This is a genomic window from Acinetobacter sp. UNC436CL71CviS28 (assembly GCF_000620525.1).
Lineage (GTDB): Bacteria > Pseudomonadota > Gammaproteobacteria > Pseudomonadales > Moraxellaceae > Acinetobacter > Acinetobacter radioresistens.
Genome location: NZ_JIBB01000005.1, coordinates 19,703 through 32,789, shown reverse-complemented (window position 1 = coordinate 32,789; position 13,087 = coordinate 19,703). Strand labels below are relative to the sequence as shown.

The window sequence follows — 13,087 nt, the reverse complement described above, 5'->3', positions numbered from 1 at the left end:
GGAGAAAAAAGATGAGTCAAACCAAAGCGAATTCAACTCTGGCAAAGATTGATCAACAAGAGTTACAGCACCTGATTACAGTATCGACCGGTTTTATCGATGCTTATATTATTCAATGCTATGCTCAGGTACCGATGTTGCTACCCCAGAATATTGTATTGTCTGCTCTTGATAGTTCGATTAACGTCGATCATATTGATTGGCATGATTTTAAGCTTCCGGTCTATAAGGTAAATAGCCCTACGGCTAAAACAGCAGTTGCACTGGTAATAGAAGGAGAGCAGGTAGATCAGCGCTTTGCCTTGATCTGTGATGAAATGCCTCAGACTATCAGACTGCGGATTTCAGAGGTGGTCGATGAAGAACAGCCTTTTGATGATTCAAATATTTATCAGTATGTACGTATGGGAGACCAGATTTTTCAGGTTCCCAACCTGAACGAGATTCAAAACCAGTTAAGTCATAAGACATTCTAAAAATTCATTTGAAACAAAAGAGGAACCGACAGGGTTCCTTTTTTGTTTATCTTATATTCATCAGCTCAGGAGCTGTATCAGGATTTTTTCATAAATCTCTGCTAGCGGTTCCAGATCGTCTACATTTACGTGTTCATCAATTTGGTGGATACTGGCATTCAATACCCCAAGCTCCAGTACCTGTGCACCAGTTGGAGCAATAAAACGTCCATCTGAAGTACCACCGCTGGTTGAAAGCTTGGCTTCTACACCATTAACCTCATGTATCGCTTGTACAGCAGCGTTTACGAGCTCCCCCACGGGTGTCAGGAAAGGTAAGCCAGATAAGGTCCACTTAATATCAAAATCAACCTGATGATACTGTAAAATAGCAATTACTCGTGCTTTAAGCTCATCTGCGGTCACTTCAGTAGAATAACGAAAATTAAATGTAACTGTCATTGTGCCAGGCACTACATTGGTTGCACCGGTACCAGCTTGGATATTGGAAATCTGGAAAGAGGTTGCTGGAAAATACTCATTCCCGCTGTCCCATACGGTCTCACATAGCTCTGCAAGCGCTGCAGAAGCTGTATGAATCGGGTTAATCGCCAGATGTGGATATGCTACATGTCCCTGTTTACCCTTAACAGTTAAAACACCATTTAGAGAGCCCCTACGACCATTCTTAATGATATCACCCAGCTGATGAGTACTAGACGGCTCGCCCACCAGACACCAGGTCATTTTTTCATTACGGGACTCAAGTGTTTCTACTACCTTTACGGTCCCATTTATTGAAGGACCTTCTTCATCAGAAGTAATTAAAAAAGCAATTGAGCCTTTATGATCAGGATACTTGGCAACAAAACGTTCTGAAGCGATTACCATCGCTGCCAGAGCTGTTTTCATATCGGCACTACCACGACCATATAGCTTACCATCACGTATTTCAGGAATAAACGGATCAGAATTCCAGGCATCCAGGCTTCCAGTGGGCACCACATCAGTGTGTCCTGCAAAACAGAAAACTGGGTCTTTAGTACCACGACGGGCCCATAAATTATCTACGTCTTCAAAGCGCATGTTTTCTATATGAAAACCGACCTTTGATAAACGTTCAGCCATAATATTCTGGCAGTTATGGTCTACAGGAGTAACTGAGGGCTGGCGCAAAAGTTGCAGGCTAAGGTCGAGAGTGTCTGATGATGAAGTCATACCGGAGATCAATGTCTTTAAAACTTGCCGATATAATAGGGGAATATGTAATTGAAAGGGAGTTTAATTAGAACAAACCTAGTCTGTATAAAATTAGGAAACCCTATCCGTAGATAAGGTTTTTTGAAAAACTGATAGCAAAATTAAAGTTTTTGTTTAGTATCTTCTGCAGTATTTGATACAGCACTTCCTGCACTAGAAACATCCTCGCCCAAGCCTTTTACTGTGTTACAACCAGTCAGTACAATTGCCAAAAACATTGAAGCAGCTAAAATTTTTTTCATCATCATCTCCAAGTTAGATTTATTTTGATGTTCACTCAGGCTAAAAAATATGCTTAATAAATAACATTATGTTTTGATAGTAGAAACGTTATGAAATGTTTCAGAAAAAGATAAATCACTTATTTATATTGCATTTTTTAAACATTATTAGAGGTTTTGAGTAAGGGAGGTAGACGGTACATAAAGAACTGCGGAGATGCATGATCAGAATAATATAAACCTTGAGTCCACCATAAAGCCCTGTCCGAACTTTGCACCTGATCCGGACATAACCACTCCTGTCGCTGTAGACGATAGTAGTCTTGCTGGGGAATATAATCAGCCCATCCTCCAAATCTACGAGATAAATTAATCCAGGTTGAAAAGGGCTCAGAAGAGTCAGGCCAGTTTTTTAAGGGGAAGTAAAGTTGTCCCTTGAGAATAGCGTAGCGCTCTTGAATGAGATGTCCTGATACCTCTTCAAACTGGAACTGTTTCTGCGTAAAGTGATTTAGTTTGCGTAATAAGGTATCACTACGGTTAAGACCAAACCACGATGCCAAAGAAGGTTCTCTTTCAGCCAGATAATATTTTAAAGCCACTTCCCAATGTTCTGTTTTTCCCGTTTCGGTATTTAGAATTAAAAAATCCAGCTCACCAATTGTTTTTGGTCCATCAATAATCTGGATGCTATGTCCAAGTAAACGATATGGATGATATGCATGATCAAGTAGCCAGAACCAGATCAGCATTTCAAAACGTAGTCCTAGGCGCGTACTTTTAAGCTGTCGAAGGAAGTGCTCAAGTGGTTCAGGTTGCTGGTCAAGCTGTTTTAAACGGGGTAAATAGGCTTGGAAATATTTTTGCCAGATATGGTCACTATGCAAATTAAAATGATGCTTAATTATGAGTTCTTGTGGCAGGCTTTTAAGAATATTCGGACTGGCTAGACTAAAAGCCAGCTGACGTATGGCAGGATGCTTAAATTGTAACCATGGTTCAAAATAAGCCTGCTGATCACCAAACATATACATAGTCCGCCCATAAATATCATAAGAAAACGCGCAGAATAAAAATATAGTGCGCATATAAAACACTTTATACTAGCGCAATTGCGGGATTAGGAAAGAGATATGAGAACATTGTTTTGGCGAAGTCTGGTACTGATTTTTATTGTACTTGGACTGATAGGGGCAATTTTACCCGGCATGCCAACGACAGTGTTTTTAATACTTGCTGCATGGGCTGCGTCTAAAGGCTGGCCACAAATGGATAACTGGTTACTGAATCATCCAAAATATGGGTCAACGCTCAGAGCTTGGAGAGCTAATGGCACTGTTCCGCGTAAAGCAAAATGGCTGGCCAGTATCATGATGTTAATAAGCGGTATTATGATGCTATTTACTAATGCACCACTGCTTGTCAAAATCTTTACAGATGGCATTATGCTGGTTGTGGCCATCTGGTTATGGATGCGTCCTGAGCCTCAAGATCGACCTTTACAGTCCATCGAAAAAAAAGTACCGGGAGAAATTGAGTAAAAAATGTCTAGCTATACCTTGGATCAGGCAGATCTGTTAATTGATCTGGCACAGCAGAAGCTTCATCTTCCTAAACTAAAAAAGTGTTATGCCATTTCTTCTGGTAAAAATGGAGTAGGTGAGCAGGAAAATACAGGCCAGACTCCACGAGGTTGGCATCGTATAGAAAAAAAAATTGGGGCGGAACATCCTAAAAATTCAGTGTTTATTGCACGTCAGTTTACTGATGAGATTTATAGTCCTGAACTGGCTGCCCAGTTCCCACAAAGAGACTGGATTCTAACACGCATACTCTGGTTACATGGGCTTGAGCCAGGTTTTAATCAGGGAGAAGGGCGGGATACCTTCCAGCGCTATATTTATATTCATGGTACACCAGATACTGAGCCGATGGGTATTCCGATGTCACATGGCTGTATTCGTATGCGTAATGAAGAAATCATTGAGCTTTTTGATTTAATCCCCGAGCAGGCTTTAGTTTTTCTCTCAGAAACACCACTTGAATTGATTTAAACAATACATAAGTCACATTATGTTTATCAGATACAAATAAAAAATAGTCTGTATAAACACCTCTAATTTTTTAGAGACATGTTTAAATAAAATACAAAAAACATTGTTTTTCCTTTAATTTACCTATTTTTTAATCATTCGAAAGTATTTTTATGAAAACAGATAGAAAAGCGTTTGACACCAGATGAGGATTCTCTATAATGCACCTCACAAACGATGAAGACCTAAAGGGCGCTTAGCTCAGTTGGTAGAGCGTCTGCCTTACAAGCAGAATGTCGGCGGTTCGATCCCGTCAGCGCCCACCAAGCCTTTATGTTGTGATCTTTCGTGCAGCGGTAGTTCAGTTGGTTAGAATACCGGCCTGTCACGCCGGGGGTCGCGGGTTCGAGCCCCGTCCGCTGCGCCACTTAAGATTTCAGAGTTTGTACCACAATAGCGACATTGTGCAAATGCAGCGGTAGTTCAGTTGGTTAGAATACCGGCCTGTCACGCCGGGGGTCGCGGGTTCGAGCCCCGTCCGCTGCGCCATTTATGCAAATCCTATTGAGGGCGCTTAGCTCAGTTGGTAGAGCGTCTGCCTTACAAGCAGAATGTCGGCGGTTCGATCCCGTCAGCGCCCACCATAACTTAGTGACTTTTACATTATTTTAAATAATGTAATGTGATGCAGCGGTAGTTCAGTTGGTTAGAATACCGGCCTGTCACGCCGGGGGTCGCGGGTTCGAGCCCCGTCCGCTGCGCCATTTTATAAAATTTGGTATCCTAATTTCCTGAGATTAAGATATTAATCAGTGTATATGCATAACTGCTTATGCTACTATCTCTAATAGCTATGCTATTTCTCAGGGCGCTTAGCTCAGTTGGTAGAGCGTCTGCCTTACAAGCAGAATGTCGGCGGTTCGATCCCGTCAGCGCCCACCATATATCCTCTTCAGTTGCAAAACATTATTTGTTCCCCTAAGATTATCTAAAAATATTCTTAATATAACTAATAATTATGAAAAACCCTTATCAGCGTAAAACTGTATCAAAAAATCAGCAGAAACCTTATTCGGTGCTCGAGAACTATCAGCAATTTATTCAAAATATTATTGCGCAACGTATGATTATTGCGCTTTATCATGAAGGATGGGCACTCTGCGCAACGCCTTCAGGTCAGCAGGCATTTCCCGCCTGGCAAAGTAGAAGTCTGGCAAGATTGTTAATAAAAGATCAGTGGGAAAACTATAAGATTCATGAAATTACATTAAAAGATTTAATTGGAAAAGTTCTGCCTTATTTGAGGGCACATGAAACACATCTGTCTTTAGATCTGACACCAGAGGGACAAAATATTCTGGTTCGACCAGAAAAATTTTTACTTGATCTTAAAAACTATTTATATCAGCTGTATTTACAGCAACCCGAAGTATTTAGAGAAATGCAATTACCTGCTCCTCGAAGTATTCGTCTTCATTAAAAGTTTATTTTTCTAAATAAAAAATCCCGCAATAGCGGGATTTTTTATTTGATTATTTTTAAAGAATTTCAATTGCCACAGCTGTAGCCTCACCGCCACCAATACATAACGCAGCTATGCCTTTATGTCCACCTGTACGTTTCAGGGCATGAATAAGTGTCAGAATAATACGTGAGCCGGTAGAACCTACAGGATGACCAAGAGCACATGCACCACCATGAATATTTACTTTTTCTGGATCAAGGCCAAACTCATCGATTGGGCACATGGTAACCATTGCGAATGCCTCATTAATTTCCCATAAATCGACATCAGCCGCGGTCCAGCCTGCCTTGTCTAGAACTTTTTTTACTGCACCTACCGGCGCAATGGTAAATTCAGAAGGGTGCTGGGAGTTTGAAGCGCTCGCAATAATCTTTGCTAAAGGTTGTAAACCACGTTGCTTAGCAGTTTCATCCGAGCAGAGAACAAGCGCAGATGCTCCGTCCGAAATTGAGCTGGCATTGGCTGCTGTAATTGTTCCATCTTTTGCAAAAGCCGGACGCAAAGACGGGATTTTATCAATATTGGCATTAAATGGCTGCTCATCCTGATCTACTACTGCCTCACCTTTACGGCTAGAAATAGTTACAGGGACGATTTCATCTTTAAAATAACCTTCAGTAATCGCAGTTTGAGCACGTTTTAAAGAGCGGATGGCAAAATCATCCATTTGTTCACGTGTATAACCGCGCTCATTGGCCATATCCTGAGCAAAAGATCCCATCAGGCGTCCAGTTTCTGCATCTTCCAGGCCGTCAAGAAACATGTGGTCTTTGATTTCGCCATGACCCATGCGAAAACCTTCACGGGCTTTTGGCAGAAGGTAAGGCGCATTCGTCATGGACTCCATACCGCCTGCAACTACAATGTCTGCTGAACCGGCTTTGATCATATCTGCGGCCTGCATTACAGCTTTCATCCCTGACCCACAGAGTTTATTAATAGTAACAGCGCCTGTACTATCTGGAATGCCAGCTAAACGCATTGCCTGGCGAGCAGGGCCCTGTTTTAAACCTGCTGGAAGCACGCAGCCCATAATGACTTCTTCAACGTCGTGTGCCTGCAGCCCAGCACGGGAAACTGCTTCTTTAATTACTGCTGCACCCAATTCTGGTGCAGTCTTTGTAGCGAGTGAACCTTGGAAACCACCCATCGCAGTACGCGCACCGTTAAGAATCACGATGTTTACCATTGTTCTAATCTCCACTATTTCATTATAAAAATAACTGATCTTGAGCAGTATATTTAGAAAAAATTAATGAATAAAGAATAAACACTAGTGAACATTAGACTGAACAGTTCTTAGCAAGTACTTGCTAACGATTCTACTCGTAAGTGGCCCATAGGACTAAGTACTAAACGTTTATTTAGGCTGGCAGATGAGCTGGCACAATAGAAAAAACTACCATTCGAACCACGCGGTAGCCCGGTATCTGCTTTAAAAAACAAACGCGGTTTATTAAGAGCCCCTCGCCAATCTAGTCGACCATACTCAAGATCAAGCATTACTGTAGACAGTATTTTTTCATTAGAATTAAGCTCCTTATCATTATTGGTATCTATAAAGATGAGTAAACCTTTATTCCATTGCTCATCTTCACACTGCTCTAGGTTCTGGCTTGAACAGATAACTATCTGATTACGATAAGTTAATGCATAATTTTTAGCTTGAATAATCTGCATGTTTAATAAGTGTGGAAGTGATTTGGCTTCCTGCTGTGCTCGGTACTCTTGGTAAGCAGGAATAGCAAAAGAAGCTAAAATTGCCACAATCGCTATACAAACTACGAGTTCCAGTAAAGAAACTCCATTGTTATTTTTCTTCATGGTTAAAAAATTACCTGTTTATTATAGTTTTTTGTTTTTTTAACAGTAAATTAGTGTGTAGTTATTGCATTCAAAACCAGAACAAATGATCATTAGCTTAGCTTTTGAATACTGTTAAAATAAACAGAAGCGAAAAAGATAAGCTATTCATTAGAATAAATTGAGTGAAAATTTACCGAATTACAACGGAAATTGTAAGTAATTTTGTCAATAATTTACTTGATTAAAATTATCAAGCACTTGGAAAAAAAACAAAGTGTTTGTATGATTCAAAGTGAGTAGCTTAAAAATAATACTGGGGTATATATAAGCTTATCTCAGGAGCCAAAAAGTTAATTTTAGGCTGAGCTTGAACAACAATGTTATCTCTGGAGGATAATCCATGAAATTGAGTCGTATTGCACTTGCTATGCTTGTTGCTGCTCCTCTTGCTGCTGCAAATGCTGGCGTAACTATTACCCCATTAATGCTTGGTTACACAATGTTTGATACCCAGCACAACAATGGCGGTAACGATGGCGACCTGACTGATAGCGTAGAACTTGATGATGACCTGTTTGTTGGTGCAGCACTTGGTGTTGAACTTACTCCATGGTTAGGTTTTGAAGCTGAATATAGCCAGATCAAAGGTGATACCAGCGTTGCAGGCAATGAATATAAAGGCGAAAATATCGCTGGTAACTTCTATGTTACTTCTGACCTGTTCACTAAAAACTATGACAGTAAAATCAAGCCTTATGCATTGTTAGGTGCTGGTCACTATAAATATGAGTTTGACACTGATGCTGGTCGTGCTGGTCGTGGCTTAGATGAAGAAGGTACTCTAGGTAACGCAGGTCTTGGTGCATTCTGGCGTATTAATGATGCCCTGTCTCTACGTACAGAAGCACGTGGTACTTACCATTTTGACGAGCAGTTCTGGAACTATACAGCTTTAGCTGGTCTGAACGTTGTTTTAGGTGGTCACCTGAAACCTGCTGCTCCTGTGGTAGAAGTTGTTCCTGTTGAGCCAACACCAATTGTTGAGCCACAACCACAAGAACTGACTGAAGATCTGAATATGGAACTTCGTGTGTTCTTTGATACTAACAAATCAAATATCAAAGATCAGTACAAGCCAGAAATCGCTAAAGTTGCTGAGAAGTTAGTAGAATATCCAAATGCTACTGCTCGCATCGATGGTCACACTGATAACACTGGTCCACGTGCTCTGAACGAACGTCTGTCACTGGCTCGTGCTAACTCTGTGAAATCTTCACTGGTGAACGAGTACAATATTGATCCATCTCGCTTGACTGCTCAAGGTTTTGCCTGGGATCAACCAATTGCTGACAACAGCACTAAAGAAGGTCGTGCTATGAACCGTCGTGTATTCGCGACAATTACTGGTAGCCGTACTGTTGTTGCTCAACCAGGTCAAGCTCAATAATCTGAGTTTAACTAAAAAAAGCAGTTCTTCGGAACTGCTTTTTTTTATACTAATTTTATTCTAATAAGCCATCTTTCAGTATCTATCTTTACTTTTAATTACTCACTGTTTATCTCTGGTCAGTTCAAAATTTTTACCTTAATTTTTATTCTTAACTTATAGGCTACTTATTTATCTGAATTTTTTAAGAAGAGCAGGCGCGATATAGTAGAATAATTTTTATTTCCTAATTTAGAAGGCAATAATTGCTTTTCATAGTTACATCTTATGTCATATGAAAATAACCAAGAGCGCTACAAGTATAAAGAAATATAGAAATAAAAATACCCAGCACAATCATATATAGAGTGAGCTGGGTATATTCATATTTAGAAAGAGGGTTAAGTTCTTGAAGGTAGGGACTAGTCAAGGTTTCCCGGTTTAACATCCATTTCTTTGTAAGAAACTAACTTGGTTTTATGTTTAAGCTTATAACCAAACCAGATGACTAAAAACAAGGGAATACTGATATAGGTTGATAGCAGTCCAATCCAATCAATTTTTCCTCCTGTCACAGCTTCATAATTTTGCCCAAGAATAATAATGGAACATAAAATAAATGCGAACCATGGAGCGAAAGGAAAGAATTTTGCTCGATAAGCCAGGTCTTCAAGCTTGTAGCCTTGCGCGATATAACCTTTACGGAAACGATAATGTGAGATCGCAATACCCAACCAGACAATGAAACCGCACATGCCCGACATATTCAGTAACCAGTTAAAGACTTCCTGCTCACCGACAAATGTCGTCAAGAAGCACAGCGCGGCAATCGCAGTGGTGGCGTATAATGCGTTCATTGGAACGCCACGTAAATCCAGCTTAGAAATTTTGGCGCCCGGCCTTCACGTGCCATATCAAATAACATACGAGTGGACGAATACATACCCGAGTTACCCGCCGATAGAATGGCAGTCAAAATTACAGCATTCATCAGGCTGGCAGCAAAGGCAAAGCCGGCCTGTTCATAAAGTAAAGTAAAGGGTGAAAGTGCTATATCTTCACTGGCAGCTGCTTGTAGCAATCTTGGATCATCATAGCTCACTAACGTGCCAATGATAAAAATACATACGATATAAAACAGCAGGATACGCCAGAAAATCTGTTTAATAGCAAGCGGAATAGTGCGTTTTGGATCTTTGGATTCCCCTGCAGCTACTCCGACCATCTCAGTGCCCTGAAATGAAAAACCAGCAATCATGGCTACACCGATCATTGCCTGTAAGCCACCAACGAATGGTGCTTCGCCTTTGGTCCAGTTGCTAAAAGTAATCATTCCCGGCGTTAACATGATTTTTATAATCATGGCGATACCAATAATGATAAAGGCAATAATGGCTACTACTTTGACCATGGAAAACCAGAATTCGCTTTCTCCAAATCCTTTAACGGTCAGTGCATTGATGCCGAAAATGATGGCCAGAAAGATTGCACTCCAGTAAAAACCAGGAATATCTGGAAACCAGAATTTCATAATGAACTGAACTGCCACCAGTTCAAATGCGACAGTAATAGCCCAGTTGTACCAGTAGTTCCAGCCCAAGGCAAAACCAAACCCATCTTCTACATATTTGCTGCCATAGGTAAAAAAAGCACCAGAGGTTGGATTATGGGTGGCCAGTTCACCAAGGCTGGTCATCAGAAAATAGATCATGATACCGATTAGGCCATAAGCCAGCAGCGCACCACCAGGACCGGCATTGGCAATAGTTGATCCTGACGCAAGGAACAGTCCTGTGCCAATAGAACCACCGATCGCAATCATATTTAAGTGGCGAGCTCCCAGCTTGCGCTTGAGTTTCGCGGGCTGATTTATTTCGCTCATCGAGATTCCTTTATTACATTAACGCGCACAGGCATACAAAACTTTAAAGCCTTGTTGATCAGCCTTAAGAGTGCATTGACCAAAACGCTGTTCAATCAAATGGGGATAATTTAAAAAACGGTTTGCAACAATCCATAGCTCGCCACCATTCTTTAAATGCTGAGGCGCAGTCTTACAGAGTTCTTCGCTGGCCTCATAATGGGTATGAATACCCTGATGAAAAGGCGGATTACTGACAATTGCATCAAGCTCAAAAGGTGCATCTGTAATACTGCTCACAGGTTGCAGACGCAATTGGGATGCTGGAACCTGATTACGCTGAAAAGTAAGTTCTGTTGAACGTAAAGCAAAAGCATCGACATCAAGAGCATATACAGTATTTGCCGGATTGGATTTTGCCAAATAGCAGGCAATAACACCAGCCCCGCATCCAAAGTCGGCAAGTGTACCTGATTTTACTTGGTCCAGATAAGGAATTAATACAGCGGTGCCAACGTCCAGATGACTCTGGCTAAAAACGCCCGGAAGGGCACAAATCTCGATTTGCTGGTCTTTTAACTGGACAGTATAGGTTTTTAACCAGCTCTCAAGCGGTTTTTGCTGTTCTATATGTTCCAGTTTTACTTGCCAGAACTGGCAATGACGTGCACTGTCGAGCTTGACCGGATGCCCAAAAGTATGTAACTGCTTGGCTGCACGTTCAACACCTCCTTTTTTCTCTCCGACCAAAAATACAGACTGACCGATTTCTAAATGGCTGACAACATTATGTAGTACATAGTTAAGTAGTTCCTTGGACTTAGGAACAAATATGACCACCTGATTAAACTGTTGTAGCGGAAAATCTACACCAAAATGTGCTTTAAAACCTGCTGCCTGAAATCCCTGATAATCACTAAAATTCCAGGTCCAGATAGAAGCATCTATCCGCGGTCCCAACTGGTTCATGAGCTGATCATTGGGTGCATGAATAAAAAGCACCTGCCCAGAGAGCTGGTCAATCTGCCGCAGCACAACTTCACTTCTTGGATCCATGGCATTTCTCATCAAAAACAATGCCCAGGCTGGGCTGGGCAATATCACTATAACAAGTATTATTTCTTGGTTTCAGGTAATACGATATTGAGAATTAATGCTGCAATACCACCTGTCGCTACACCAGAACTAAAAATATTTTTAAATAATTCAGGCAAATGTTCTAGAATTTGAGGCACCTGCGCCACACCTAAGCCCAGTGCCAGAGAAATTGCAATAATCAGCAGGGCACGACGGTCAAGCTGAATACCTGACAGGATATTTACCCCGGATGCAGCAACTGCACCGAACATCACCATCACTGCACCACCGAGTACCGCTTGTGGTACTGCTTGAATAATCCCGGCAACGGCAGGGAACAGACCCAGGATAATCAGCATAATTGCAATCCACAAACCTACATAACGGCTAGCCACACCAGTCAGCTGAATGACACCATTATTTTGTGCAAAGACTGAACTCGGGAAAGTATTAAATAAACCTGCCAGCAAAGAGTTGGCACCATTTACCAGAACGCCACCTTTAATACGTTGCATCCAGCTATCGCCATCTACTGGCTGATTTGACAGTTTACTGGTTGCAGTAATATCACCAATTGCTTCTAATGAAGTGACCAGATAGATGAAAGCCATCGGAATAAATAAACTCCATGAGAAGCTTAAGCCAAAGTGCATTGGTGTCGGTATCTGGATTAAAGGTGCCTCTTCAAGCGTAGAGAAATCTAAATAACCCATAAATCCGGCCAGAATATAACCGGCAACTAAAGCAATTAAAATGGCGGAGCTTTTGATCCAGACTGCTCGCATACGGTTTAGCAAAATAATAATTGCCAGGACAGTACAAGACATAATCAGGTTATCGGCACTGGCAAAAGTTTTACTTTCCATTGCCTGATAGCCACCACCCATAGAGATCAGGCCTTCTTTAATTAAGGTTAACCCGATGAGCAGTACAACAATACCAGTTACTAAAGGCGTAATCAGTTTTTTTACCCAAGGTAAAATACGGGACACCCCCATTTCAATGAATGAGCCTGCAATCACTACACCGAAAATAGCAGCCATAACCGCTTCTACCGGCGTGCCTGACGCTACCATGGCTGAGCCAATCCCAATGATAGGGCCAATAAAATTAAAACTGGTGCCCTGTACAATCAGTAGTCCAGCACCAAATGGTCCGACTTTCTTACACTGCAAGAATGTCGCAATACCTGAAATGACCAGAGACATTGATAAAATCATGTTGGTATCTTCACGAGACACCCCCAGCGCCAGACAGATCAGCAGGCCTGGAGTAACAATAGGTACAATGATGGCGAGCAAATGCTGTAATGCAGCCAGAAATGCAATTAATGGACGAGGCCTGTCATTAAGGCCGTAGACTAGATCTAGACGCTCATTTTGATCAGATGAAGTGTTTAAGTCAGACATGAGACAAACAGGGG

Annotated in this window: 12 protein-coding genes, 6 tRNA genes and 1 pseudogene; 11 read left to right on the top strand and 8 right to left on the bottom strand. The window is 41.4% G+C overall.

What is annotated here, in order from left to right; genetic code table 11:
• Nucleotides 1–11 precede the first annotated feature (11 nt).
• Nucleotides 12–476 (top strand): hypothetical protein, encoded by a 465-nt coding sequence (locus N518_RS0103675; RefSeq protein ID WP_005027621.1) that lies wholly within the window; start codon nt 12–14, stop codon nt 474–476.
• Between the two features lie 60 nt (nt 477–536).
• On the opposite strand, the gene dapE is transcribed toward N518_RS0103675, so the two are convergent.
• The 3 genes from dapE to N518_RS0103660 form a co-directional block, all read right to left on the bottom strand.
• Complete coding sequence (dapE, locus tag N518_RS0103670; protein WP_005027619.1) at nt 537–1,673, bottom strand: succinyl-diaminopimelate desuccinylase; 1,137 nt, start codon at nt 1,671–1,673, stop codon at nt 537–539.
• Nucleotides 1,674–1,816: 143 nt separating this feature from the next.
• Nucleotides 1,817–1,957, bottom strand: a complete 141-nt coding sequence (locus N518_RS0103665) for an entericidin A/B family lipoprotein (RefSeq protein ID WP_005018775.1) — start codon at nt 1,955–1,957, stop codon at nt 1,817–1,819.
• 137 nt (nt 1,958–2,094) lie between these two features.
• Nucleotides 2,095–2,964 carry a DUF1853 family protein gene (locus tag N518_RS0103660; RefSeq protein ID WP_005027617.1) on the bottom strand — a complete coding sequence of 290 codons (870 nt, stop codon included), beginning with the start codon at nt 2,962–2,964 and terminating at the stop codon, nt 2,095–2,097.
• 105 nt (nt 2,965–3,069) lie between these two features.
• Between N518_RS0103660 and N518_RS0103655 the strand changes: the two genes are divergently transcribed.
• The 9 genes from N518_RS0103655 to N518_RS0103615 all read left to right on the top strand — a co-directional run bounded on the left by N518_RS0103655 (nt 3,070) and on the right by N518_RS0103615 (nt 5,449).
• The gene (locus N518_RS0103655) at nt 3,070–3,477 is read left to right on the top strand and encodes a YbaN family protein (RefSeq protein WP_005027615.1); all 408 of its coding nucleotides are present in this window, start codon (nt 3,070–3,072) and stop codon (nt 3,475–3,477) included.
• A 3-nt stretch (nt 3,478–3,480) separates the two neighbouring features.
• Entirely contained in the window at nt 3,481–3,990 is a 510-nt protein-coding gene (elsL, locus tag N518_RS0103650; protein WP_005027614.1) for a cell wall-recycling L,D-carboxypeptidase ElsL, read from the top strand.
• 229 nt (nt 3,991–4,219) lie between these two features.
• Nucleotides 4,220–4,295 (top strand) — tRNA-Val (locus N518_RS0103645).
• A gap of 24 nt (nt 4,296–4,319) precedes the next feature.
• A tRNA-Asp gene (locus N518_RS0103640) sits at nt 4,320–4,396 on the top strand.
• Between the two features lie 45 nt (nt 4,397–4,441).
• Nucleotides 4,442–4,518, top strand: a tRNA-Asp gene (locus N518_RS0103635).
• 19 nt (nt 4,519–4,537) lie between these two features.
• Nucleotides 4,538–4,613: transfer RNA gene (locus N518_RS0103630), tRNA-Val, on the top strand.
• 43 nt (nt 4,614–4,656) lie between these two features.
• Nucleotides 4,657–4,733, top strand: a tRNA-Asp gene (locus tag N518_RS0103625).
• A gap of 102 nt (nt 4,734–4,835) precedes the next feature.
• Nucleotides 4,836–4,911 (top strand) — tRNA-Val (locus N518_RS0103620).
• A gap of 76 nt (nt 4,912–4,987) precedes the next feature.
• Entirely contained in the window at nt 4,988–5,449 is a 462-nt protein-coding gene (locus N518_RS0103615) for a DUF2750 domain-containing protein (RefSeq protein WP_005027612.1), read from the top strand.
• A gap of 58 nt (nt 5,450–5,507) precedes the next feature.
• Here N518_RS0103615 and N518_RS0103610 read toward each other — a convergent pair whose 3' ends face one another.
• Both N518_RS0103610 and N518_RS0103605 read right to left on the bottom strand, forming a co-directional pair.
• Nucleotides 5,508–6,683, bottom strand: coding sequence for a thiolase family protein (locus tag N518_RS0103610; protein WP_005027610.1), 1,176 nt, complete (start codon nt 6,681–6,683; stop codon nt 5,508–5,510).
• Nucleotides 6,684–6,793: 110 nt separating this feature from the next.
• The gene (locus tag N518_RS0103605) at nt 6,794–7,318 is read right to left on the bottom strand and encodes a type IV pilin protein (protein WP_005027608.1); all 525 of its coding nucleotides are present in this window, start codon (nt 7,316–7,318) and stop codon (nt 6,794–6,796) included.
• Nucleotides 7,319–7,700: 382 nt separating this feature from the next.
• Here N518_RS0103605 and omp38 point away from each other — a divergent pair, with 382 nt between their 5' ends.
• The gene (omp38, locus tag N518_RS0103600) at nt 7,701–8,747 is read left to right on the top strand and encodes an outer membrane protein Omp38 (protein ID WP_005018785.1); all 1,047 of its coding nucleotides are present in this window, start codon (nt 7,701–7,703) and stop codon (nt 8,745–8,747) included.
• Nucleotides 8,748–9,148: 401 nt separating this feature from the next.
• On the opposite strand, the pseudogene N518_RS16085 reads toward omp38, so the two are convergent.
• From N518_RS16085 to N518_RS0103585, 3 genes and pseudogenes are all read right to left on the bottom strand, one after another.
• Nucleotides 9,149–10,608: pseudogene (locus N518_RS16085) on the bottom strand (amino acid permease).
• An 18-nt stretch (nt 10,609–10,626) separates the two neighbouring features.
• The gene (locus N518_RS0103590) at nt 10,627–11,643 is read right to left on the bottom strand and encodes a class I SAM-dependent methyltransferase (RefSeq protein WP_026443989.1); all 1,017 of its coding nucleotides are present in this window, start codon (nt 11,641–11,643) and stop codon (nt 10,627–10,629) included.
• 59 nt (nt 11,644–11,702) lie between these two features.
• Nucleotides 11,703–13,073 carry a uracil-xanthine permease family protein gene (locus N518_RS0103585; RefSeq protein WP_005027602.1) on the bottom strand — a complete coding sequence of 457 codons (1,371 nt, stop codon included), beginning with the start codon at nt 13,071–13,073 and terminating at the stop codon, nt 11,703–11,705.
• Between the last annotated feature and the right edge of the window lie 14 nt (nt 13,074–13,087).

Coding starts and splice junctions, on each gene's coding strand:
- N518_RS0103675 (WP_005027621.1), top strand. CDS start 12: ATGAGTCAAACCAAAGCGAATTCAACTCTGGCAAAGATTGATCAACAA.
- dapE (WP_005027619.1), bottom strand. CDS start 1,673: ATGACTTCATCATCAGACACTCTCGACCTTAGCCTGCAACTTTTGCGC.
- N518_RS0103665 (WP_005018775.1), bottom strand. CDS start 1,957: ATGAAAAAAATTTTAGCTGCTTCAATGTTTTTGGCAATTGTACTGACT.
- N518_RS0103660 (WP_005027617.1), bottom strand. CDS start 2,964: ATGTTTGGTGATCAGCAGGCTTATTTTGAACCATGGTTACAATTTAAG.
- N518_RS0103655 (WP_005027615.1), top strand. CDS start 3,070: ATGAGAACATTGTTTTGGCGAAGTCTGGTACTGATTTTTATTGTACTT.
- elsL (WP_005027614.1), top strand. CDS start 3,481: ATGTCTAGCTATACCTTGGATCAGGCAGATCTGTTAATTGATCTGGCA.
- N518_RS0103615 (WP_005027612.1), top strand. CDS start 4,988: ATGAAAAACCCTTATCAGCGTAAAACTGTATCAAAAAATCAGCAGAAA.
- N518_RS0103610 (WP_005027610.1), bottom strand. CDS start 6,683: ATGGTAAACATCGTGATTCTTAACGGTGCGCGTACTGCGATGGGTGGT.
- N518_RS0103605 (WP_005027608.1), bottom strand. CDS start 7,318: ATGAAGAAAAATAACAATGGAGTTTCTTTACTGGAACTCGTAGTTTGT.
- omp38 (WP_005018785.1), top strand. CDS start 7,701: ATGAAATTGAGTCGTATTGCACTTGCTATGCTTGTTGCTGCTCCTCTT.
- N518_RS0103590 (WP_026443989.1), bottom strand. CDS start 11,643: ATGGATCCAAGAAGTGAAGTTGTGCTGCGGCAGATTGACCAGCTCTCT.
- N518_RS0103585 (WP_005027602.1), bottom strand. CDS start 13,073: ATGTCTGACTTAAACACTTCATCTGATCAAAATGAGCGTCTAGATCTA.